General features: G+C 62.7%; 24 protein-coding genes and 1 riboswitch. Of the genes, 13 read left to right on the top strand and 11 right to left on the bottom strand.

All coding sequences use genetic code 11. The features are described from left to right. Positions 1 to 20: 20 nt before the first annotated feature. Positions 21 to 539 carry an acyloxyacyl hydrolase gene (locus tag P3R38_RS21020; protein WP_023382350.1) on the top strand — a complete coding sequence of 173 codons (519 nt, stop codon included), beginning with the start codon at positions 21 to 23 and terminating at the stop codon, positions 537 to 539. Between the two features lie 37 nt (positions 540 to 576). Here the strand turns inward: P3R38_RS21020 and P3R38_RS21015 are convergent, their stop codons facing one another. From P3R38_RS21015 to P3R38_RS20995, 5 genes are all read right to left on the bottom strand, one after another. Beyond that, complete coding sequence (locus P3R38_RS21015) at positions 577 to 1275, bottom strand: SDR family oxidoreductase (RefSeq protein WP_023382349.1); 699 nt, start codon at positions 1273 to 1275, stop codon at positions 577 to 579. Continuing rightward, entirely contained in the window at positions 1272 to 2714 is a 1443-nt protein-coding gene (phrB, locus tag P3R38_RS21010) for a deoxyribodipyrimidine photo-lyase (RefSeq protein ID WP_023382348.1), read from the bottom strand. Before phrB ends, P3R38_RS21015 begins: the two co-directional genes overlap by 4 nt. Continuing rightward, on the bottom strand, positions 2705 to 3601 hold the full coding sequence (locus P3R38_RS21005) for a MerR family transcriptional regulator (protein WP_023382347.1): 897 nt from the start codon (positions 3599 to 3601) through the stop codon (positions 2705 to 2707). Before P3R38_RS21005 ends, phrB begins: the two co-directional genes overlap by 10 nt. Then, complete coding sequence (locus tag P3R38_RS21000; RefSeq protein ID WP_277686570.1) at positions 3591 to 4559, bottom strand: DUF523 and DUF1722 domain-containing protein; 969 nt, start codon at positions 4557 to 4559, stop codon at positions 3591 to 3593. Before P3R38_RS21000 ends, P3R38_RS21005 begins: the two co-directional genes overlap by 11 nt. 105 nt (positions 4560 to 4664) lie before the next feature. Beyond that, on the bottom strand, positions 4665 to 5651 hold the full coding sequence (locus P3R38_RS20995; RefSeq protein WP_023382345.1) for an NAD(P)/FAD-dependent oxidoreductase: 987 nt from the start codon (positions 5649 to 5651) through the stop codon (positions 4665 to 4667). A gap of 199 nt (positions 5652 to 5850) precedes the next feature. On the opposite strand from P3R38_RS20995, the gene P3R38_RS20990 reads away from it, so the two are divergent. After that, positions 5851 to 6756, top strand: coding sequence for a TIGR01777 family oxidoreductase (locus tag P3R38_RS20990; protein ID WP_023382343.1), 906 nt, complete (start codon positions 5851 to 5853; stop codon positions 6754 to 6756). A gap of 13 nt (positions 6757 to 6769) precedes the next feature. Beyond that, positions 6770 to 7783: a ferrochelatase gene (gene hemH / locus P3R38_RS20985; protein WP_277686569.1), complete on the top strand. Its 1014-nt coding sequence runs from the start codon at positions 6770 to 6772 to the stop codon at positions 7781 to 7783. Positions 7784 to 7860: 77 nt separating this feature from the next. Here hemH and P3R38_RS20980 read toward each other — a convergent pair whose 3' ends face one another. Next, complete coding sequence (locus tag P3R38_RS20980) at positions 7861 to 9135, bottom strand: uracil-xanthine permease family protein (RefSeq protein ID WP_023382341.1); 1275 nt, start codon at positions 9133 to 9135, stop codon at positions 7861 to 7863. Positions 9136 to 9137: 2 nt separating this feature from the next. Next, positions 9138 to 9776 carry a uracil phosphoribosyltransferase gene (upp, locus tag P3R38_RS20975; RefSeq protein WP_023382340.1) on the bottom strand — a complete coding sequence of 213 codons (639 nt, stop codon included), beginning with the start codon at positions 9774 to 9776 and terminating at the stop codon, positions 9138 to 9140. A 162-nt stretch (positions 9777 to 9938) separates the two neighbouring features. Between upp and P3R38_RS20970 the strand changes: the two genes are divergently transcribed. From P3R38_RS20970 to P3R38_RS20955, 4 genes are all read left to right on the top strand, one after another. Continuing rightward, complete coding sequence (locus tag P3R38_RS20970) at positions 9939 to 10496, top strand: hypoxanthine-guanine phosphoribosyltransferase (protein WP_023382339.1); 558 nt, start codon at positions 9939 to 9941, stop codon at positions 10494 to 10496. A 2-nt stretch (positions 10497 to 10498) separates the two neighbouring features. Further along, positions 10499 to 10972, top strand: coding sequence for a WbuC family cupin fold metalloprotein (locus P3R38_RS20965; RefSeq protein WP_023382338.1), 474 nt, complete (start codon positions 10499 to 10501; stop codon positions 10970 to 10972). 112 nt (positions 10973 to 11084) lie between these two features. Continuing rightward, the gene (locus tag P3R38_RS20960; protein ID WP_023382337.1) at positions 11085 to 11555 is read left to right on the top strand and encodes a hypothetical protein; all 471 of its coding nucleotides are present in this window, start codon (positions 11085 to 11087) and stop codon (positions 11553 to 11555) included. 68 nt (positions 11556 to 11623) lie between these two features. After that, complete coding sequence (locus P3R38_RS20955) at positions 11624 to 11914, top strand: PA4642 family protein (RefSeq protein WP_023382336.1); 291 nt, start codon at positions 11624 to 11626, stop codon at positions 11912 to 11914. Between the two features lie 122 nt (positions 11915 to 12036). Here P3R38_RS20955 and mqo read toward each other — a convergent pair whose 3' ends face one another. Then, entirely contained in the window at positions 12037 to 13542 is a 1506-nt protein-coding gene (gene mqo, locus P3R38_RS20950; protein ID WP_023382335.1) for a malate dehydrogenase (quinone), read from the bottom strand. A gap of 765 nt (positions 13543 to 14307) precedes the next feature. Between mqo and P3R38_RS20945 the strand changes: the two genes are divergently transcribed. Together P3R38_RS20945 and P3R38_RS20940 are read left to right on the top strand one after the other, a co-directional pair. After that, on the top strand, positions 14308 to 14892 hold the full coding sequence (locus P3R38_RS20945; RefSeq protein ID WP_023382334.1) for a YajG family lipoprotein: 585 nt from the start codon (positions 14308 to 14310) through the stop codon (positions 14890 to 14892). A 165-nt stretch (positions 14893 to 15057) separates the two neighbouring features. Beyond that, positions 15058 to 15318, top strand: a complete 261-nt coding sequence (locus P3R38_RS20940) for a hypothetical protein (RefSeq protein WP_023382333.1) — start codon at positions 15058 to 15060, stop codon at positions 15316 to 15318. Positions 15319 to 15354: 36 nt separating this feature from the next. Here P3R38_RS20940 and P3R38_RS20935 read toward each other — a convergent pair whose 3' ends face one another. Beyond that, positions 15355 to 16524 (bottom strand): 1-acyl-sn-glycerol-3-phosphate acyltransferase, encoded by a 1170-nt coding sequence (locus tag P3R38_RS20935; protein WP_277686568.1) that lies wholly within the window; start codon positions 16522 to 16524, stop codon positions 15355 to 15357. A 122-nt stretch (positions 16525 to 16646) separates the two neighbouring features. On the opposite strand from P3R38_RS20935, the gene P3R38_RS20930 reads away from it, so the two are divergent. The 4 genes from P3R38_RS20930 (at position 16647) to P3R38_RS20915 (ending at position 18618) form a co-directional block, all read left to right on the top strand. Next, the gene (locus tag P3R38_RS20930) at positions 16647 to 16832 is read left to right on the top strand and encodes a CPXCG motif-containing cysteine-rich protein (RefSeq protein WP_023382331.1); all 186 of its coding nucleotides are present in this window, start codon (positions 16647 to 16649) and stop codon (positions 16830 to 16832) included. After that, entirely contained in the window at positions 16832 to 17092 is a 261-nt protein-coding gene (locus P3R38_RS20925) for a DUF2007 domain-containing protein (RefSeq protein ID WP_023382330.1), read from the top strand. Before P3R38_RS20930 ends, P3R38_RS20925 begins: the two co-directional genes overlap by 1 nt. Before the next feature lie 15 nt (positions 17093 to 17107). Further along, complete coding sequence (locus tag P3R38_RS20920) at positions 17108 to 17728, top strand: SOS response-associated peptidase (protein ID WP_277686567.1); 621 nt, start codon at positions 17108 to 17110, stop codon at positions 17726 to 17728. 74 nt (positions 17729 to 17802) lie between these two features. After that, the gene (locus tag P3R38_RS20915) at positions 17803 to 18618 is read left to right on the top strand and encodes a M48 family metallopeptidase (RefSeq protein ID WP_023382328.1); all 816 of its coding nucleotides are present in this window, start codon (positions 17803 to 17805) and stop codon (positions 18616 to 18618) included. Between the two features lie 38 nt (positions 18619 to 18656). Here P3R38_RS20915 and P3R38_RS20910 read toward each other — a convergent pair whose 3' ends face one another. Both P3R38_RS20910 and P3R38_RS20905 read right to left on the bottom strand, forming a co-directional pair. Further along, positions 18657 to 19238: a TMEM165/GDT1 family protein gene (locus tag P3R38_RS20910; RefSeq protein WP_177325268.1), complete on the bottom strand. Its 582-nt coding sequence runs from the start codon at positions 19236 to 19238 to the stop codon at positions 18657 to 18659. 91 nt (positions 19239 to 19329) lie between these two features. Then, a riboswitch (yybP-ykoY riboswitch) is annotated at positions 19330 to 19449 on the bottom strand. Between the two features lie 42 nt (positions 19450 to 19491). Then, positions 19492 to 20487, bottom strand: coding sequence for a class I SAM-dependent methyltransferase (locus tag P3R38_RS20905; protein ID WP_277686566.1), 996 nt, complete (start codon positions 20485 to 20487; stop codon positions 19492 to 19494). Positions 20488 to 20522 lie beyond the last annotated feature (35 nt).

Genomic DNA, 20522 nt, shown 5'->3' with positions numbered 1-20522 from the left:
CAGGAAGAAGGAAGTTTCCCATGAAGAAACGGCTTGGCGTGGCGGCGGCTGCCGCCTGGATTCTGGGGCATGTGGTAACGGCGCAGGCCGCCGATGTTTCGTTTTCGGTGGGCCAGACCGGTGACTCCACACAGGTCTATCGCCTGGGGCTGCAATCGAACTGGGACGCCAGTTGGTGGCAAACCCGCGTGGGCAGGCTGACGGGCTACTGGGATGGGGCCTACAGCTATTGGGACGGTGACGAAACCGCCAGCAACCACAGCCTGTCGTTTGCGCCTGTCTTCGTGTACGAGTTCGCCGGGGAGTCGGTCAAGCCTTACATCGAGGCCGGTATTGGCGTTGCGTTGTTCTCCAGCACCGAGCTGGAAAGCAACGAACTTGGCTCGTCCTTCCAGTTCGAAGATCGCATCGGCGTGGGCCTGCGCTTTGCCGGTGGCCATGAGTTGGGTATCCGGGCCATTCACTATTCCAACGCGGGCATCAGGCAGCCCAACGATGGTGTAGAAAGCTACAGCTTGCATTACCGCATGCCGCTGTAAGCACGGCCCCGCCGCGGGGCCATGCTGGCGTGTGTCCTCAGCGTGGCAAGGGCCACAGGTTGCTCAGCGTCAGGGCTTCGAGCACCAGTTCAGGCTCACGCTGAGGCAGCCGACGTATCAGTTCATCGGCCGTACGCTCCGGCGTCCACTGCTCAGGTATGGCCTGGGCCGATGATGCCGGGCTTTGCATGGCCTGCGGCGCCACCAGCGTCAACCCGACTCCAAGGATCTGCAGCTCTTGACGCTGTTCGCGCAGCCACTGCGCGGTGCTGTTGGCGCCGCTGGGCACGCGTGTCGGCGAGTACAACTGAAGGGCGGAATAACGGCTGAGCAACGCCATTACTTGTGGCGCATCGCGCTTGACCAGCAAGGTCAGGGCGCTGGTGAGGCAGTGCTCGCTGGCGTGCAGGTTGGTGCTGACGATGGCTTCGAACAGCTCGGCCTCAGGGAGGTCATCGGCCAGGTAGTCGCACGTTCCGGCATTGAGGATCAGGCAGTCCAGCCCCCCCCAGTTGCGCAGGATCGACGCCGCGGCTGCCTGAGCCTGCTCGAGCAGCGGCAATTGCCCTGGTACGCGCAGCAACTGTTGGGGGTACCGCTTTGCCAATCCATCCAGCGCTTCGCTGTCCCTGCCACTGGCGGCGACGCGGTGCCCGCCTTCCAGCAACTGCTCCACCAAGGCCAGCCCTAGTCCATTACTGGCGCCTGTTACCCAGAAATCCAGTGTGTTGTTCAATGTGCTGCCCTCTGATCCTGCCTGCGCGGAAGGCCTTTGAAAGCTTCCAGGGCGCGCTGGCGACTGCTTGTGAGATCGACGATTGGATGGTGATAGGATTTATTAGCAAAAAGATCGGCCGCCTTCATCGGCTCATGAACCCTTTCGTCGCCCAGGTCCGACAATTCCGGTAGCCAGTGGCGGATGAAGCGCCCTTGGGGGTCGAAGCGCTGCGACTGGGAGACCGGGTTGAAGATACGGAAGTACGGCACCGAGTCGGTGCCGGTGGAGGCGCTCCATTGCCAGCCCCCATTGTTGGCGGCGAGGTCGCCATCGATCAGGTGGCGCATGAAGTGCCGCTCGCCCAGGCGCCAGTCGATCAGTAGGTTCTTGCTCAGGAACATGGCGACGATCATGCGCAGACGGTTGTGCATCCAACCGGTTTCCAGCAGTTGGCGCATGGCGGCATCGATGATCGGGAAACCGGTACGGCCTTCCTTCCAGGCGTTGAAGTCGGCAGGGGCGTCGCGCCATGGCAGGGCTTCGGTCTGGTCGCGGAAGGCACGGTGTCGGGAGACCTGTGGATAACCATTGAGGATGTGTTTATAGAACTCCCGCCACAGCAACTCGTTGATCCAGGTCTGTATACCTGCGCTGCCACTGTCCAATTCGCCTCGGTTGTGGGCCAGTGCAGCGTGCAGGCACTGGCGGGGCGAGATCACGCCAGCGGCCAGATAGGCAGACAGTTGACTGGTGCCCGGCTCAGCTGGCAGGTCGCGCAGGTGCTGGTAGTTCTCGATGGTTTCATCGAGAAAGCGCTGGAGCCGCTTCTGTGCTTCATCCTCGCCCGCAGGCCAGAGCGTTCGCAGGGTATCGGTTGGCGTATCGAAACCTTCGATCCGCTCCGGGACCGGGTCGCTCGGAATGTTCAGCGGGGCCTGGCATTGCACCCGGCCAGCCAGTGCCGGCAGGCCCAGATGCAGCCGCTCGAAGCAGGCCTTCTTGAATTGGCCGAACACCTGGAAGTACTGGCCGCTGCGCGTCAGGACGGTGCCGGGGCGCAACAGCAACTGGTCGAGGTAGCTGTGCGCCTGTATGCCGGATTGCTCCAGCAGGCGACGCGTTGCTTCGTCGCGACGGTGTTCGTGGATGCCGTACTCCTCGTTCCAGTGCACGGCTTCTACCTGCAGTTGCTTGCAGACCGCGAGCAGGGTCTCGGGGGCCTGGTCCCAGCGTTCGACCGTGCGGATCAGCAGCGGGATGTTCAGGGCCTTCAGCGACTGACGCAGCGTGCGCAGGTTGCGCAGCCAGAAGTCGACCTTGCAGGGGGCATCGTCGTGGTCCTGCCATTGGCCGGGACTGGCCAGCCAGATGGCCACGGTGGGGCCGCGCTCACAGGCGGCGCTCAAGGCAGTGTTGTCGGTAACGCGCAGGTCGGTGCGCAGCCAGATCAATTGCATGGCAGGGTCAACTCTTCAGGCAGACGGCCCTGGCGTTGGAGCAAACGCAGGGCCGCCTGTGGGGTATCGAACAGAAACAGCTGGTCAAGATCCAGCGCCTGCAACGGTGGGGTATGCAGGGCAACGGTCAAGCCGCCCAGCAACTTCATCCCGTCCACTTCGGCCAGGGTCCGGTGCAGGGCTTTCAGGTCGACGCGTGGGCCCAGGTGCAGCAACAGTGCGCGGGGCCGCAGGGCGGCGACGGCGCGTTGCAACTCTGGCCCGCTGACGGGGTATTCGAGCACCTCCACGGCGATGCCGTTGCTGCTGAGGAGCCAGGCATACAGCCACAAGCTGATGTCGAAAGGCCGTTCGCTGTCTTCGGCGAGCAGCACTGGCGGGCCGGACAGCAACTGGTTGTCGTGATAGACCCGAGCGCCCAGTTTGCTGCGCAGCCAGGTGTGGAAGAACACCTGCTCAAGGCGGGCGTTGAAGTAGCTGCGCCAGCGCTGTGCGAGGCTGTCGAGCAAGGGCAGCAGCAACTGCTCGCACAGGGTGATGGCAGGGTAGAGGGCCATCACCTGGTTCAGTTGCTGGTCGAGTGCGCGTTGCGAGAGGCTGGCGACGGCCTCGATCAAGTGTTCCTGACGGGCCTGCCAGTCGCCCTGGGGCGCGCTGTTGGCAGGCTGGTCGAGCAGCTCGCGTACTTGGCCGACCGATGCACCGCGTTCCAACCAGGCAAGAATGGCCTCGACGCGCGCCAGCTGGTCCAGCGGATACAGCCGGTGGCCTTTGCTGGTGCGCTGCGGCTTGAGCAGACCATAGCGCCGTTCCCACGCCCGGAGGGTGACTGGGTTTACGCCGGTGCGGCGAGCCAGCTCGCCGATGGGTAGCAGTTCAGACGGCATTGCGCAGCCCCAGGTCCTCGGGGTGAGGTTGCAGGTAGGCCTGCTGTAGCAAGTAAGGATCCGGGTGCTTGCGCAAATGGTGCTTGAGCAGGGTCAGGGGTACCACCAGCGGTATCACGCCCTGCTGGTACTGGCCGATGATGGTTTGCAACTCGGCCTTGTCCTGCGAACTGAGTGAGTCCTTGAGGTAGCCGGTGAGGTGCTGCAGGACGTTGCCATGGGTGCCGCGGCTGGCACAGCGACGCAGGGCCTGCATGAGCAGGCTGAAGTAACGCGGCCCTATCACCAACGGGTCGTCGTCCTTGCGCATGTTGCCAAGCAGGCGGCCGAGCTCGCGATAGGCCTGGGGATTGTTGGCCATCAGCAGGTACTTGTAGCGCGAGTGAAAGCGGATCAGTGCACCACGGCTCAGGCCCTCGGCCAGCAGGTGTTGCCAATCGGCGTAGGCGTAGACGCGGCTGATGAAGTTTTCCCGCAGCACCGGGTCGTGCAGGCGGCCTTCCTCCTCCACCGGCAGGTCTGGGCGCCGTTCGCAGAAAGCCGCCGCGAACGCGCCACGCCCGCCTTTGCGCGCTGGGTGCCCGGCCTCCTGATAGACCTTGACCCGTTCCAGCCCGCACGAGGGGGACTTCTGCATGAAGATGTAGCCGCAGATATCGTGCAGTTGAGTGGCCATCTGCTCGCCGTAGGCACGCAGCGGCCCTGACAGGTCGGTACCGGGGTTGCGTGTGCCGACCACTTCAGGCTTTTCGGGGTCGCCCACCAGACGGATGGCGTCTCGGGGAGTGCCAAGGCCGATGGCCACTTCAGGGCACACCGGCATCCATTCGAAGTGCTGTTCGAGCTGGCCGAGGCACAATTCGGACGCCTTGTGCCCGCCGTTGTAACGCACGTTGTGCCCGGTAAGGCAGGCGCTGATGCCGATTCGAGGCTTACGGTGGGCAGAAGGCTCGAGCATGGTTGTCTCCGGAGACCTGTACAGAAATAAATGTGTGTACAAGGCTATTCCAGCACAACCAGAAATTTATGCAACCTGGTTTTTTTGTATAGGTTTAGCGCTCGCTTACTCAAGGTGTTCCAGAAGGCGGCGTGCGGCCTCCTGGCCACTGAGCCAGGCACCTTCGACCCGTCCGGACAGGCACCAATCGCCACAGGCATACAGGCCTTGGTCGGCATCGGCCAGGGCGCCCCATTCGTGATTGCCCGCTGGGCGCGCGTACAGCCAGCGGTGGGCGAGGGAGAACGTCGGAGGTGGCACCACGCAACCGATCAATTCGGCGAACTCTCCCAACAGTTGTTCGATCACTTCGTCCTTGTGCAGGTCGATGTGGTGTCTGCTCCAGGTGGAGGTGGCGTGCAGGACCCAAGTATCGAGATGCCCGTCCCGTCCTGGCTTGCTGCGATTACGGGCCAGCCAGTCGAGCGGGTTGTCCTGGACGAAGCAGCCTTGCATCGGGGTGTCCAAGGGTGTCTGGAAGCCCAGGGCAATGGCCCAGGTCGGCTCCATCGTCACCCCTGCCGCGACGGCGGCGAGCTTGGGCGTAGCGGCAAGCAGCGGAGTGGCCTGAGGCGCCGGCACTGCGATGACCACGCGGCTGTAGGGACCATGGCTGCAGCCTTCGGTGTCCTGCAGGTGCCAGAACTGTTTGCCACGGAAGACCTCGGCGATGCGGCAGCCGAAGTTGACTGTCACATCCTTGAGTAGCCCACGGGTGATCGCGCTCATGCGAGGCACGCCGACCCAGCGGGTCTGCTCGTCGGGGGAGGGGGTCAGTTCGCCGTCGCGGTAGTTGTACAACTGCGGCTTCCATTGCGCGGCCCAGCCGTTGGCGACCCACTGTTGCACCTGCTCGACGAAGCGTCGATCGCGGGCAGTGAAGTACTGGGCGCCCAGATCGAGCGCACCGGCCTCACTGCGTTTGCTGGCCATGCGACCGCCACTGCCATGGCCCTTGTCGAACAAATGGACGGCCTGCCCGGCCTTCTGCAAGGCCTGGGCGGCGGACAGGCCGGCTATGCCGGCACCGATGATAGCGATTGGTACTGTCATGATGGCCTCTTCGAACCGTGCTGTTACGCAGACTACGCTGTCAGGCAAACCTGTACAATGCATAATTTTTGTATAAGGTTATGCTGCTTCATGGAACAGGGTGGCCTATGTTTAACGAGAGCGTTGGGTCAAACATCTGGTCAGGAAAGTGCCTTGATCTTAAAAATAGACCACAGCGGCACTCCACGAGGACACAGCCATGCATATATTGCTGACAGGCGGTACCGGCTTGATTGGCCAGCACCTGTGCCAACTCTGGTCAAGCCAGGGTCATCGTCTCACGGTCTGGAGCCGCCGCCCCGAACAAGTGCCCAGGTTGTGTGGCAGTGGGGTGCGTGGGATAGCCCGGCTGGAAGACCTGGCCGCCGACGAAGTGCTTGATGCGGTGGTCAATCTGGCCGGCGCGCCCATTGCGGACCGACCTTGGACGGCGGGCCGGCGCAGCGTGCTCTGGGCCAGCCGGGTCACCCTGACCGAACAATTGCTGGCCTGGCTCGAGGCCAGGGCACAACGTCCCGAGGTGCTGGTTTCAGGGTCCGCCGTGGGGTGGTACGGAGATGGCGGTGAGCGTGAGCTGACCGAGTCCTCGCCGCCTGTGCGTGAGGATTTCGCCAGCCAGCTGTGCATCGCCTGGGAAGAAACCGCATCGCGCGCCCAAGCCTTGGGCATACGTGTGGTGCTGGTGCGAACCGGCTTGGTACTGGCTGCCGATGGCGGCTTTTTGTCGCGCCTGCGCCTGCCGTTCAAACTCGGCCTGGGCGGGCCTTTGGGCGATGGCCGGCAGTGGATGCCCTGGGTCCACATAGACGATGAAATCGCCTTGATTGATTTTCTGTTGAAGCATAAGGACGCTAGCGGTCCTTATAATGCCTGCGCCCCTGAACCTGTGCGCAACCGCGAGTTCGCCAGGCGTCTGGGCCGGACCCTGCACCGGCCAGCAGTGCTGCCGGTACCCAGGCTGCTGCTGAAGGCAGGCCTGGGCGAGTTGTCGATCCTGCTGCTCGGCGGCCAACGGGCCCGCCCAGCGCGCTTGCTGGCGGCGGGCTTCACGTTCCGTTTCAACGATCTGCAATCGGCGCTGGACAGCCTGTCCAGCCGCCTCTGACATAGGACGCTGCATGACCGATCACGCCCTGCTACTGGTCAACCTGGGTTCACCCGCCAGCACCTCGGTGGCCGATGTACGCCGTTACCTCAACCAGTTCCTGATGGACCCTTATGTGATCGACCTGCCGTGGCCGGTGCGGCGTCTGCTGGTATCGCTGATCCTGATCAAGCGCCCGGAGCAGTCGGCCCATGCCTATGCCTCGATCTGGTGGGACGAGGGTTCGCCTCTGGTGATGCTGACCCGACGCTTGCAGGCGGCGATGGTCGAGCACTGGCCCCACGGCCCCGTTGAAATTGCCATGCGCTACGGCGAGCCGGCATTGCCCGATGTGCTGGCGCGATTGGCCGCACAGGGGGTGCGCAAGGTTACCCTGGCGCCACTGTATCCCCAGTTTGCCGACAGCACGGTCACCACCGTGGTGACGCTGGCGAACCAGACGATTGCCGATAAGCAATTGCCCTTGCAGATGCGTGTGCTGCAACCGTTCTACGATCACCCCGAGTACATCGACGCCCTGGTGGCCAGTGCCAAGCCTTATCTGCAGCAGGACTACGATCACCTGTTGCTGAGTTTCCATGGCCTGCCAGAGCGCCATTTGAAAAAGCTCGATCCGACCGGCCAGCACGATTTCCAGGCCGCCGATTGCTGCAAGGACGCCAGCGCCGAAATGCGCGCGGTGTGCTATCGCGGGCAGTGCCTGGCCACGGCCAAGGCGTTTGCAGCCAGGATGGGCCTCCCGGATGGCAAATGGTCAGTGTCGTTCCAGTCTCGCCTGGGGCGGGCCAAATGGATCGAGCCCTACACCGAAACGCGTCTGGACGAACTGGGCAAGGCCGGTGTGAGGAAGCTGTTGGTGATGTGCCCGGCATTCGTGGCCGACTGCATTGAAACGCTGGAGGAAATTGGCCAGCGGGGGAGTGAGCAGTTTGTCGAGGCGGGGGGCGGGGAGTTGGTGCTGGTGCCTTGCCTGAATGACCACCCGGAGTGGGTGAGGGTGCTGGCGGGAATGTGCGAGAAGGTATAAGGCGTTTGCGCCCCCCTCTCTCAGCCGTGAACCGGCTCCCGTAGGAGCCGGCTTGCCGGCGATGGGGGCTCAGTCACTCAGGGCAACTGGTCGTCCAGTTTCTTGTGCTTCCAGCTGTCGTTGCCCGGCAGAATCAGGTTCAGCGCAATGGCCACGATGGCGCACAGGGCAATGCCCTTGAGGCCCCAGTCGTCCGGGCCGTCGCCGCTGCCGATCAACACGCCGCCGATACCGAACACCAGCGTTACCGACACGATCACCAGGTTGCGCGCCTCGGCCAGGTCGATCTTGTGGCGGATCATGGTGTTCATGCCTACCGCCGCGATCGAGCCGAACAACAGGCAGAGAATGCCGCCCATCACCGGAACCGGAATGCTCTGCAGCAATGCGCCGAACTTGCCGATGAAGGCCAGGCTGATGGCGAAGATCGCCGCCCAGGTCATGATCTTCGGGTTGTAGTTCTTGGTCAGCATCACCGCGCCAGTCACTTCGGCGTAGGTGGTATTGGGCGGGCCACCGAACAGGCCGGCCGCGGTGGTCGCCAGGCCATCGCCCAGCAAGGTGCGGTGCAGACCTGGCTTCTTCAGGTAGTCGCGACCGGTCACGCTACCGACGGCGATCACGCCGCCGATGTGTTCGATGGCCGGGGCCAACGCCACGGGCACGATGAACAGGATGGCCTGCCAGTTGAACGCGGGCGCGGTGAAGTTGGGCAGCTCCAGCCATGGCGCGGCGGCGATCTTGGCGGTATCGACCACGCCGAAGGCGAACGACAGGGCGAAGCCCACCAGTACACCGGCGATGATCGGCACCAGGCGGAAGATACCCTTGCCGAACACGGCGACGATCAGGGTGGTCAGCAGTGCCGGCATGGAGATCAGCATGGCGGTCTTGTACGGCAGCAGCACACTGCCGTCACCGGCCTTGCCCATGGCCATGTTCGCGGCGATCGGGGCCATGGCCAGGCCAATGGAGATGATCACCGGGCCGATGACCACAGGCGGCAGCATGCGGTCGATGAAACCGGTGCCCTTGATCTTCACCATCAGGCCCATGAAGGTGTACACGAAGCCTGCGGCCATCACGCCGCCCATGGTCTCGGCTAGGCCGAACTGGCCCTTGGCGAGAATGATCGGGGTGATGAAGGCAAAGCTCGACGCCAGGAATACCGGCACTTGCCGACCGGTGACCAACTGGAACAGCAAGGTGCCGATGCCTGCGGTGAACAGCGCGACGTTCGGATCGAGGCCGGTGATCAGTGGCATCAGCACCAGCGCGCCGAATGCCACGAAGAGCATCTGCGCGCCCGAAACGACCTGGCGCCAGAGCGGGTCGTTGAAGCCGTCCTGCATGGTCAGGCGTCCTTCTGCTTGGTGCCGAAGATCTTGTCGCCAGCGTCGCCCAGGCCTGGAACGATGTAACCGTGCTCGTTCAGGTGCTGGTCGATCGACGCGGTGTAGATCTGGACGTCCGGGTGGGCTTTTTCCACCACCTCGATGCCCTCTGGGGCGGCGACCAGGACCATGGCGCGGATTTCCTTGCAGCCGGCCTTCTTCAGCAGGTCGATGGTGGCGACCATCGAGCCGCCGGTGGCCAGCATCGGGTCGATGATCAGGGCCAGGCGCTGGTTGATGTCCGGGGCGAGCTTTTCCAGGTAAGTGTGCGCTTCGAGGGTTTCTTCGTTGCGCGCAACGCCCACGGCGCTGACCTTGGCGCCCGGAATCAGGCTGAGCACGCCGTCGAGCATGCCGATACCGGCCCGCAGGATTGGCACCACGGTGATCTTCTTGCCGGCGATTTTTTCCACTTGGACCTTGCCACACCAACCGTCGATTTCGTAGGTTTCGAGCGGCAGGTCCTGGGTGGCTTCGTAGGTCAGAAGCGCGCCGACTTCCTGGGCGAGTTCGCGAAAATTCTTGGTGCTGATATCGGCACGGCGCATCAGGCCGAGCTTATGGCGGATCAGCGGATGGCGGATCTCACGAGTGGGCATAGGGGGGCTCCGAAAGGCGGGCAAAAAAACCGCGCTAGATTAATCTATTCAGCCTGTGCTGTCGTGCAGTCATTCTGGACGTTAGTCCATAAATGCTTGATTCGGGACGAGCGGATGCGTACCTTTGCCCGCTTTTCCAAAATGCACCCCCTGGAGAGCGCCATGTCCGCTGATCTCGAGCACATCCGTCAAGTCATGCGCGAAGCAGACTGCCTGTACAACGAAGCTGAGGTCGAAGCGGCCATCGCCAAAGTCGGCGAGCAGATCTGCAAGGACCTGCACGACAAGAACCCGGTGGTTTTCTGCGTGATGAACGGTGGCCTGATCTTCGCCGGCAAGCTGCTGACCCACCTGCAGTTCCCACTCGAAGCCTCTTACCTGCACGCTACCCGCTACCGCAATCAAACCAGCGGTGGCGAGCTGTTCTGGAAGGCCAAGCCGGAAGTGTCGTTCATCGACCGCGACGTGTTGATCGTCGATGACATTCTCGACGAAGGCCACACCCTCAGCGCCATCATCGACTTCTGCAAGCATGCCGGCGCCCGTTCGGTACACACTGCCGTGCTGATCGACAAGGACCACGACCGCAAGGCCAGCCCGGACCTCAAGGCCAACTATGTCGGCCTGCCATGCGTCGATCGCTACATCTTCGGCTATGGTATGGACTACAAGGGCTACTGGCGCAACGCCAACGGCATCTTCGCGGTCAAGGGGTTGTAAGCATGCGCCGGCCTGAGTTCATCGACCAAACGCTGTTCGCCAGGCTGGCCAGCACAGCCGCCGAGGTGCCGCGCCAGCGGCATCATCACACCTTTCATGAAATGGATGAGCCGTGCCACCGGGTGGCGGTCGGCTTGCAGCCCTCCACCTACATCGCGCCGCACCGGCACCTGAGCGCCGACAAGGCTGAAACCCTGCTGGTGCTCAAGGGGCGCCTGGGCCTGCTGATTTTCAATGAAGACGGCCAGGTATGCGACAAGCGCGTGCTGCAGGCCGGTGGCGACTGCCTGGGCGTGGATCTTGTGCCTGGGCTTTATCACGGGCTGGTCGTACTGGAGCCTGACAGCATTCTGTTCGAGTGCAAGGCTGGGCCGTACCGGGCCTTGGCTGAAGGCGAGCATGCCCACTGGGCGCCGCGTGAAGGCGACGAGGGCGTGGCGCAATACCTGGCCTGGATGATCGCGCAATTCGATTGAGGCGTGCTGCCCAGCCAGGACGCCGGCGTGTGCTGGTGCCGATCCGCGGCAATAGGGCCGTACAGCCAAAACCCGGCGTGCTAGAGTGCTCCTTCATGCCAAGGAGCCTCACATGCGTGCGATTCTTTCCCTGTTGCTGGTCGTAAGCCTGCCGCTTTGCGCCGCACCGTTGCACAGCCAGTTTCTCCCACCCGATGACTTGTCATTGCGCCAGGAAGCGCCGACCGGTCAGCAGTTGCTGCAAGTGACCGACTACTCGGTGGTGGTGGGAGCCCAACGTCAGTCCGACCAGCAACCGATCCCGATCACCGCCTCGCTGCAGATGCGCCTCAAGGGCAAGCCGCTGAGCAAGGGCGCGACCATCGGCCAGGTGCTGCTGACCTTCGACGGTGAGGCCGGCAAGAGTTTGAAGAAGCCGGTGTACGACGAAAAGACCCGCACGCTGAGCCTGAATTACCCGGTCAGCGATTATCGCGTGGTCATGGACCTGCTGCGTAACGAAACTGTCTACGTGCAATTTCTGACCTACGCCAACGGCCATGTCTGGGCCGACCTGCACACCGGCACTGTACGTACGCGTTGAGGCCTGTCGCCTGAGGGGGGTAAACTGCCGGCCTTCGAAATCCCGTGATGGTCCAGTTGGAGCCGGCAATGCGCAAAGACAAGAAGCAGGTGATTGGTGACGAGATCAGCGATGACTACGTCAAGACGTTCCTTCAGTTCGAGCCGGCCGATGGCGTGACCTCGCCGTCGCTGCACAAGCTGGTCAAGGCCTATCGTGGTCTGCGTGTCGACGATTTCGAGCGCTTTGTCGGTTTCTTCGTCGAGGCCGGCCATGACTTGGACGGCAAGGACGAGCACGGCAAGACCTTCGTCGAGTTGATCGCCGACCAGCGCAATGCGCCGGAGTACATCGAGATCATCGATAAAGCCCGCGGCTGATCGGCCGCCTGAACCGGCCCTATCACCGGCGAGCCGGCTCCTACAGGGGCAGGGCGGTATAGGCGGCACAGCGAGCAGACACAAAAAAACGCCCCGAGGGGCGTTTTTTCGTTTCAGCCAGATCAGGCGTAGTGCTTGGCCGGGCTGCTTTCGACCAGATCCAGGGCCGCATCGTTGTCGGCACTGATCTTGTGGTACAGCGCGGCATCGTTGGCCAGGGTCTTCTCGCGAGCCGGGAAGATCTCCTTGAGCTTGGCAGCCCAGGCGCCCTTGGCCTGCTCGGGGAAGCAGCGCTCGATCAGTTCGAGCATGATCGACACGGTCACCGAAGCACCTGGCGATGCACCCAGCAAGGCTGCGAGGCTGCCGTCCTGGGCCGAGACCAGCTCGGTACCGAACTGCAGGATGCCGCCTTTCTTCGGGTCCTTCTTGATGATCTGCACGCGCTGACCGGCCACTTCCAGGCGCCAGTCCTCCGCTTTGGCCTGCGGGTAGAAGCGACGCAGGGATTCCAGGCGTTGCTCCATCGACTGCATCACTTCGCTGACCAGGTACTTGGTCAGGTCCATGTTGTCGCGCGCGACCGCCAGCATCGGGCCGATGTTGCCCATGCGTACAGACAGCGGCAGGTCCATGAGCGAGCCGTGCTTGAGGAACTTGGTGGTGAAGCCGGCGTACGGCCCGAACAGCAGCGATTTCTTGCCATCTACCACACGGGTATCCAGGTGCGGTACCGACATGGGCGGCGCGCCAACCGCGGCCTGGCTGTAGACCTTGGCCTGGTGTTGCTTGACGATTTCCGGGTTGTCGCAGCGCAACCACTGGCCGCTCACCGGGAAACCGCCGAAACCTTTGCTTTCCGGAATGCCGGACATTTGCAGCAGCGGCAGGGCCGCGCCACCGGCGCCGAGGAAGACGAAACGGGCGTCCACTTCACGGCTGCCGCCGCTGTTGACGTCCTTGATGCTGACGGTCCAGCCGCTGCCGTTACGGCGCAGGCCGACGACTTTCTTGCTGTACTTGACCTGGGCGTCCTGGCTGGTGCTCAGCAGCTTGAGCAGCTTGTTGGTCAGGGCGCCGAAGTTGACGTCGGTGCCCTTGAGCACGCGAGTGGCGGCGATGCGCTGGTCGGCCGGACGGCCCGGCATCATCAGCGGCATCCACTCTTTCATCACTTCCTTGTCTTCGGTGTACTCCATCTCGGCGAAGGCATGGTGCTGCTTGAGCAGCTCGAAGCGCTTCTTGAGGAAGGAGATACCCTTGTCACCTTCGACGTAGCTCAGGTGCGGCACCGGGTTGATGAAGGCGCGCGGCGAGCCGAAGCTGCCTTTTTTGCTCAGGTAGGCCCAGAACTGGCGCGAAACCTCGAACTGGGTGTTGATGTGCACGGCCTTCTTGATGTCGATGCTGCCATCGGCGGCCTGGGGCGTGTAGTTCAGCTCGCACAGCCCGGCATGGCCGGTACCTGCGTTGTTCCAGGGGTTGGAGCTTTCCGCGGCTCCGGAGTCCATCGCCTCGACGACCTCAAGCTTCAGGGTCGGGTCAAGCTCCTTGAGCAGTACGGCCAAGGTGGCACTCATGATGCCCGCGCCTACCAGTACCACATCAACCGATTCGTTCTGCGCCATTTAACGCGTCTCCACAATCTACAGCTACCTAATTGACAGCATAGGACCCCAGGGTCGCCAGGATCGCCATGTCCGACTTTTCGCAGTTCTTGCAACTTCCGCGGACACCGCCAATCAGTCTTCGGGTTCGGCTATTGAACGCCGCTTGCCACAGGTGCGGCAATTCGACTAATGGTCAAGGTGTCGTGCGTGCGTTATGGAACGACCTCAGACATCCATCCGGGATGAACGCGTTAGCCGCCTGTTCAGGGCTGTTCGGGACACATCTGCCGCTTTTACACATGCCAGACTGTTCATTTGCTCGCCACACTCTCGTGAAGTTGTGAAAAACCGTTTTTTCACGCTCTTTTGGAGACGTGAACCTCAAAAGGGGACTGCGCGATGGCAACCCACAGGTTCATGCAGTGCGAAGGGCCGGAAAAGCAGGCACGACAGCCGATGCAAGACCTGAGTGGAAGGCTCTCTGTGGGCGAAGCGTTGAAGGTGCCGGGGTCAATCGGCGAATGCGGGGCCCGATCAGGAGACGTCCTTATAATCGGGGGGAGATTATAACGATGTCGCGGGCAGAAAGGTCGTAATTCGTAGTTTTTATTGCAGCGTTTGTCTGGGAAATGCGGTGCGTGGGTGCCATCGGGGGCTTGCGCGGGTGCAAATCCCGGCTTTGGTCGGGTGCCAGAGTGGCTTTACGACGGGGCAGGCCGATGACTGGTCAGGGCCTGGCTGAGTATACTGGGGGCCTTTGCCGCATTTTCTGGAGAAACGCGCATGTTGCAACGTCTGTTGTTCGGTTTGATTGCCGTGGCCAGCCTCAGCCTGGTCGGTTGTGCCCACAGCCCGCAACAACTCAGCCCGCAACCCAAACTCACTGCCCAGCTCGCGCCGGTCGGTCATGGCCAGCCCGTGGTGGTCAAGGTCGTCGATGGGCGGGCTTCGCAATCGCTGGGTACTCGCGGTGGCATGTACCCTGAAACCAGCACCATCAGCGTCAGTGGCAACGACATCGTGCCCAAGCTGCAAGCCCAGGCAGAAGCAGCCGTGCGCCTGCTTGGCTTCACCCCGACCCCCAACGCCTACAACGCACCGCAACTGACCGTGACCCTGGCCGAGCTGAAATACCAGTCGCCCAAGGACAACCTGTATGTGACGGAGGCTACCATCGGTGCCACCTTCCGTGCCGACGTGTCCAATGCCAACCGTCGCTACAGCGGCCGCTACGGTGCATCGCTGGACCAGCGTTTCGGCATGGCGCCGAATCAGGAAACCAACACCAAGCTGGTCGGTGACGTGCTGAGCGATGCCCTCACGCGCCTGTTCAAGGACCCGACCATCGGCCAGGTCCTGGGCGAGTAACCTTCGGCTCGATCGGCCCCATCGCCGGCTCGCCGGGGATGGGGTCGACACGTTTCAAACGGCCTCGACATGAAATCGCATGACACTTTGTCGCCTGGGCCGGGCGGTGCAAGCGGAGTTGGGTAGAATGCCGGCCTTCGCTGTCGTTCTAACCGAGGTTGCGTGATGTCGTTGCAAGTGCTCTGGGGCTTCCTGGTTGCCCACCCGACCAAGCTGATCAATCTGCTGGCACTGTTGATGACGTGCCCGGGCGGATTGTTGCTGCACAGCGCCCGGCGGCGCGAAGCCGTAACCCGCGAAAGCCTGGCGATGGACGAAGGCGTGGTGGAGGCTTTCGACCTGCGCGTGCCGCGCTACTACTACATCCTGGGCTTTTCCTGCCTGGCCATGGCACTGCTGCTGTCCTGGTTCAGCACCTGGATCTGAGCCATCGCCGGCACGCCGGCGATGGGGTTCGGCCGATCAGGCCACGGGCGCCTGCTGCTTGACCTGATACTGGTTACGTACTGGCGTCGCATACTGCAATATCAGGTACGGTCGCTGCTCTTCAGGGCATGCCTCCAGCCGGCGCTGCCATTCTTCCTTGGCTCGGGCCAGTTCGTCTGCCGGGAACAGGGTCTCGGCGCTCGGCACGTGCAGCGCTTCATCCTTCTCTGCCCACATCGCGTAGGCCAGGTAGTGCACCGGGAACAACCGGTAGCCGCCGAGGATCTGCCGGTCGATTTCCTGCGCCAACTGCTTGGTGTCTTCGTAATACTCGGTCACTGGCGGGGCGAAGTTGATGTGCACCCGGCCTTTGTAGCCAGTGATGCCCTTGGCGATGCTGTTGTCATCTTCGCCAGGCGCCTTCTTGTAGGTGCCGGTGGTGGCGCGGATGTACAGCTCGCGCGCCTTGGCCTGGTCGCACGGGTCGTACTCGTAGCTGATCGAGACCGGAATCAGGTTCAGGCCCTGGATCACTGCGCCGAACGGCTCGTCCTTGCGGCTCATGTGGAACATCTTGAGGATCGCCGAATCGGTGCGATCGTCACCGTCCTTGGCGCGGCCTTCGGCCTGGGCGATCCAGATCGATACGCAGTCATTACGAATCGAGTGGTTGATATAGGCCGAGAGCAGTTGGTAGGCGGCCAGCTTTTCGCGGCGACCGGTCAGCGAACGGTGCACGATGAAGCTCTTGTTCAGGCGCATCATGTCGCTGACGAAGGGCTTTTGCAGCAGGTTGTCGCCAATGGCGATGCGCGGGGTCGGCAGGCCGGCATGGTACACCGCGTAGTTGACGAAGGCCGGGTCCATGACGATGTCGCGGTGGTTGGCCAGGAACAGGTAGGCCGCACCGGACTTGAGTTGCTCTACGCCGGAATAGGTCACGCCGTCGGTGGCGCGTTCGATGGTGTGGTCGACGTAGTACTCGACCTTGTCCTGCAAGGTCGCGACGCACGTGACGCCCGCGAACTCCTTGCGCAGGCGGCGGGCGATCAGCGGCTTGAGCAGCCAGCCGAGCGGGCCCGCTGCACGCGGGAAGCGGAAGTGGGTGAGGATATCGAGGAATGCCGGGTCGCTGAGCAGGCGTGCCAGAACGGCAGGGACCTCAGCGTCGTCGTACGGTCGGATGGCATCGAATTCGCCCATCATGCTCTCTTGTTGGAAACGGCTAGGGTAATAAAGTAGGGATGGGGTCCGAAAAACGGCTCGGACACTCACAGGCCCTGTAAACAGACCGGCAATTATACGCATAAGTCACTGCGGAGGCCGCGATGCTGGAAACCGACTTCTACGATTGTCCTTATTGTGGTGAACGGGTGGAAACCACAGTCGACCTGTCCGGTGGCGATCAGGTCTACACCGAGGATTGCCAGGTGTGTTGCCAGCCTGTCGTGTTCATTCTGCAGGTGCACGGTGACGAATGGATGCTCGACGTCAGACGCGAGGATGATGCCTGATGCAGAGAATCTACGATCCGGAAAACCTGCTGGAGGCGCAGATGCTGTTGGGCATGCTGACCAGCGAAGGCATCGAGGTGCACCTGATTGGGCGCGACCTCGTGGGTGGTGTAGGCGAGTTGCCGGTATACGGCCTGCTCGGCATTGCCGTGCCGGATGAGCAGGCCGGTTACGCACGGCATCTGATCGAAGCGTACAATGATGCCCAGCCGCTTGCCGGCGACGAACCGGAGAGTTTTCCCGGTACCTTGATCTGCTAGGTTCAGAATTCGCCCATGTGTGGACGTTATGCCCTGTTTCGCTGGCCCCAGGCGCTTGCCAGCCTGCCGGGCTTCCCTGCCGGCCAGCCGGCGCAATGGAATATCTCCCCCGGCCACTCGGTGCTGATCCAGCGACAGCTCGACGGTCGGCAGCAACTGGACAAGGCACGCTGGGGGCTGACCCCAGCCTGGCTTACCGACCTTTCCCGCACGCCTGCCCATGCCCGCGCCGAAACCCTCGCCGAACAGCCGATGTTCCGTGAGGCCTTTCGTCAGCGCCGGTGCCTGATGCCTGCCAATGGTTTCTACGAGTGGCGCGGTTCGGTGCGCAAGCGCCCGTATTGGCTGACGCCGGCAGAAGGTTCTTCGCTGTACTTCGCCGCGATCTGGGAGGCGTATCCAGTGCAGGACCAGGTGTGGCTCAGTTGCGCGGTGGTGACCCAGGCAGCGATGAACCAGCGCCGGCCGCTGATTCTCGACGAGGCAGCGCAGGCGGCGTGGCTGGATCCGGAAACGCCGGTGCTGCGGTTGCACGAGTTGCTGGCTTTGCCGACCGTTACCCTGCGCGAGCGGGCGTTGGCCAATTTCGTCAACGACCCGAAGCTGGATGCGCCCGAGTGTCTGACCCCGGCATAAATCTTACCTGCGGCTATGGCAAGGGGCAGGGGACTCGTCCTAGGATACGCCGCATGTAAAAAGGGAGTGTTTTCATGCGTAAGTCATTCGTTGTCAGCCTGTTGAGTGCTGGCATCCTGCTGGCTGGCTGCCAGGCGGTGAACACCACCAGCGGCGGTGCCGTCGGTGTCGAGCGCCAGCAGTACATGTTCAGTATGCTTTCGACCGATGAGGTCAATCAGATGTACGCGCAGTCTTACCAGCAAACGTTGGGTGAGGCTTCGAGCAAGGGTGTGCTGGACAAGTCCAGCAGCGATGCCAAGCGGGTTCGCGCCATCGCAGACCGTCTGATTGCCCAGGCGCCGATCTTCCGCCCGGATGCCGCGCAGTGGAAATGGGAAGTCAATGTCATCAAGAGCGATGAGCTCAACGCCAACTGCGGCCCAGGCGGTAAGATCATCGTCTACACCGGCCTGATCGATAAGCTCAAGCTCACCGACGCCGAGATTGCCGCGGTCGTCGGCCACGAAATCGCCCACGCCCTGCGCGAGCACAGCCGCGAAGCGATGTCCAAGGCCTATGGGGTCGAGATGGCCCGCCAGGGTGCTGGCGCGCTGTTCGGCCTCGGCCAGAGCGGCATGGCCTTGGCCGACACCGTGGTGAACTACGCCATGACGTTGCCCAACAGCCGTGCCAACGAGAACGAGGCCGACCTGATTGGCCTGGAGCTTTCGGCACGTGCCGGCTACGACCCGAATGCCGCGATCACCCTGTGGAACAAGATGAGCAAGGCGTCCGAAGGCGCACCGCCCGAGTTCATGAGCACCCACCCGGCGTCCAGCAGTCGGATCGCTTCGTTGCAGGCGGCCATTCCGAAGGTGATGCCGCTGTACGAAGCTGCCAAGAAGTAAGGTTGCCTGGGGCCGCAACGCGGCCCCAGGGCACTGCCTTACCCCACCCAGCCACTGGCCTTCATCGCCGAGTAGACGGCGACGATCGCCAGCACGAAGAACGCAGCAGCTGCCAGGCGACGAATCAGCGCCAACGGCAGTTTCTCCGCCGCGAAGTTACCCGCCAGTACCACCGGCACGTTGGCAATCAGCATGCCCAGGGTGGTGCCGATGATGACCATGATCAGGTGCGGATATTGAGCGGCCAGCATTACGGTGGCTACCTGTGTCTTGTCACCGATTTCGGCGAGGAAGAAGGCGATCAGCGTGGTCAGGAACGGCCCGAAACGGCGGGCCGGATTCTCGTCGTCATCCATCTTGTCCGGTACCAGGGTCCACAGCGCCGTGGCGGCAAAGCTCGCGGCCAGAATCCAGTGCAGCGTCGTCTCGCTGAAGAACCCGCTGACCCAGGCGCCTACCGCGCCGGCAGCGGCATGGTTGGCCAGCGTGGCTGCAATGATGCCGGCGATGATTGGCCAGGGCTTGCGAAAGCGTGCAGCGAGGATGAGTGCGAGCAGTTGCGTCTTGTCGCCGATTTCGGCCAGGGCAACGATTGCGGTGGGTACGAGCAAAGATTCCAGCATCAGGTTTCCTACGGGGGCGGGTCGACACGGCTATGACACGTACGACCTCCCCGCCCCGGGTAAGGTGTGCGTGTCATAGGTCTTGTCAAACCCTGGACCTGTCTGCGCAGATCATGGGTCGCACGCGCCATGGCCTGTGGGCCAAGTGTGTTGACGCGTACCGGGCGAGCAGGGCGCTCGCGGGAGACTACTCCCCTAGGACGGTGCGGATTCTGCCTAGTCGAAACGGTTTCGGCAAGCCCTGTTTTTATCAGCGGGTCGCTTTGTAGATCCGGAACCCATCCGCCTCGGCGAGCGTGTGACACTGGCCCAAGGCCGCTTCGATCAGCGGCTGATAGCGCAGGAAACTGTTGGCCACAAGGCGGATTTCGCCGCCTTTTCGCAGGTGTTCGCCTGATTTTTTCAACAGGTTTTCCGATGCCTGGTAATTGGTATGGACGCCGGTGTGGAACGGTGGGTTGCTCAGGATCAAGCTCAGGTCGCGGGGCGCTGCGTCGATCCCGTCACCGCTGATCACTTCACCTTCCAGGCCGTTGGCGGCCAGGGTCAGGCGACTGGCGGCCACTGCGAAGGCATCGACGTCAAGCAAGGTCACGCTGCTTTGCGGGTAGCGTCGCTTGACCGTGGCCCCCAGCACACCGGCGCCACAGCCGAAGTCCAGCACATGGCCCACAGGCAGGTCGTCCAAGTGCTTGAGTAACAGGGCGGTGCCACGGTCGAGTCGGCCATGGCTGAACACACCCGGCAGGCTGACCACCTGCAGGGGGCCATCCTCCAGGTCCAGTTCGAAGCGCTCGGCAAGGGTTTCCAGCGGTTTGGCCTCGGGGGCGTTTTCCACCGTCACTTGCCACAGCTGGCAATGACGGGCGCTGTCGAGCTTGCGGGGCTTGCCGAAGGCCTGTAACTGTTTGGCCGCGCCTTCGATGCCGCCTCGCTTCTCGCCCACCAGGTACAGCGCGCGTCCTTTCAGGCGCGAAGCCAGGGCGTTGAGCAAGTAGGCGGCCAGCTCGCGGGACTTGGGCAGGAACAGCACCGCCGCCTCGAATGCCACCTCAGGCGCTTCCACCGCGTAATGGCTGCGCCCCGGGAAGCGGCTGTCGAGCACGGACTGGTCGCCCGCATGCCAGGTCCAGCCATGGGCACTGGGCAACTGGCCGAGCAAGTCGTCGGCGGGCGCACCGGCGATCAGCAGCGGCCCCTGGAACAGGTCCGCCTGGCGGAGCAATACTTCACTGCGCGGGTCCATGGACGACGCCTCCTGAAAAAAGTGGCGCAGTGTAG

Origin of the sequence: Pseudomonas sp. NyZ480 (assembly GCF_029537255.1) — a bacterium.
Classification (GTDB): Bacteria; Pseudomonadota; Gammaproteobacteria; order Pseudomonadales; family Pseudomonadaceae; genus Aquipseudomonas; species Aquipseudomonas taiwanensis.
The sequence above is the reverse complement of the archived record's forward strand: the minus strand, read 5'-3'. Positions and strand labels throughout refer to the sequence as shown.

Bases quoted from the DNA above. Each gene is read 5' to 3' on its own strand.
- P3R38_RS20930 (WP_023382331.1), top strand. From the start codon at position 16,647: ATGCTGGAAACCGACTTCTACGATTGTCCTTATTGTGGTGAACGGGTG.
- P3R38_RS20960 (WP_023382337.1), top strand. From the start codon at position 11,085: ATGCGTGCGATTCTTTCCCTGTTGCTGGTCGTAAGCCTGCCGCTTTGC.
- P3R38_RS20935 (WP_277686568.1), bottom strand. From the start codon at position 16,524: ATGATGGGCGAATTCGATGCCATCCGACCGTACGACGACGCTGAGGTC.
- P3R38_RS20915 (WP_023382328.1), top strand. From the start codon at position 17,803: ATGCGTAAGTCATTCGTTGTCAGCCTGTTGAGTGCTGGCATCCTGCTG.
- phrB (WP_023382348.1), bottom strand. From the start codon at position 2,714: ATGCAATTGATCTGGCTGCGCACCGACCTGCGCGTTACCGACAACACT.
- P3R38_RS20990 (WP_023382343.1), top strand. From the start codon at position 5,851: ATGCATATATTGCTGACAGGCGGTACCGGCTTGATTGGCCAGCACCTG.
- hemH (WP_277686569.1), top strand. From the start codon at position 6,770: ATGACCGATCACGCCCTGCTACTGGTCAACCTGGGTTCACCCGCCAGC.
- P3R38_RS20970 (WP_023382339.1), top strand. From the start codon at position 9,939: ATGTCCGCTGATCTCGAGCACATCCGTCAAGTCATGCGCGAAGCAGAC.
- P3R38_RS20955 (WP_023382336.1), top strand. From the start codon at position 11,624: ATGCGCAAAGACAAGAAGCAGGTGATTGGTGACGAGATCAGCGATGAC.
- upp (WP_023382340.1), bottom strand. From the start codon at position 9,776: ATGCCCACTCGTGAGATCCGCCATCCGCTGATCCGCCATAAGCTCGGC.
- P3R38_RS20945 (WP_023382334.1), top strand. From the start codon at position 14,308: ATGTTGCAACGTCTGTTGTTCGGTTTGATTGCCGTGGCCAGCCTCAGC.
- P3R38_RS20965 (WP_023382338.1), top strand. From the start codon at position 10,499: ATGCGCCGGCCTGAGTTCATCGACCAAACGCTGTTCGCCAGGCTGGCC.
- P3R38_RS20980 (WP_023382341.1), bottom strand. From the start codon at position 9,135: ATGCAGGACGGCTTCAACGACCCGCTCTGGCGCCAGGTCGTTTCGGGC.
- P3R38_RS20905 (WP_277686566.1), bottom strand. From the start codon at position 20,487: ATGGACCCGCGCAGTGAAGTATTGCTCCGCCAGGCGGACCTGTTCCAG.
- P3R38_RS20995 (WP_023382345.1), bottom strand. From the start codon at position 5,651: ATGACAGTACCAATCGCTATCATCGGTGCCGGCATAGCCGGCCTGTCC.
- P3R38_RS21005 (WP_023382347.1), bottom strand. From the start codon at position 3,601: ATGCCGTCTGAACTGCTACCCATCGGCGAGCTGGCTCGCCGCACCGGC.
- P3R38_RS20925 (WP_023382330.1), top strand. From the start codon at position 16,832: ATGCAGAGAATCTACGATCCGGAAAACCTGCTGGAGGCGCAGATGCTG.
- P3R38_RS20940 (WP_023382333.1), top strand. From the start codon at position 15,058: ATGTCGTTGCAAGTGCTCTGGGGCTTCCTGGTTGCCCACCCGACCAAG.
- P3R38_RS21000 (WP_277686570.1), bottom strand. From the start codon at position 4,559: ATGCTCGAGCCTTCTGCCCACCGTAAGCCTCGAATCGGCATCAGCGCC.
- mqo (WP_023382335.1), bottom strand. From the start codon at position 13,542: ATGGCGCAGAACGAATCGGTTGATGTGGTACTGGTAGGCGCGGGCATC.
- P3R38_RS21020 (WP_023382350.1), top strand. From the start codon at position 21: ATGAAGAAACGGCTTGGCGTGGCGGCGGCTGCCGCCTGGATTCTGGGG.
- P3R38_RS20920 (WP_277686567.1), top strand. From the start codon at position 17,108: ATGTGTGGACGTTATGCCCTGTTTCGCTGGCCCCAGGCGCTTGCCAGC.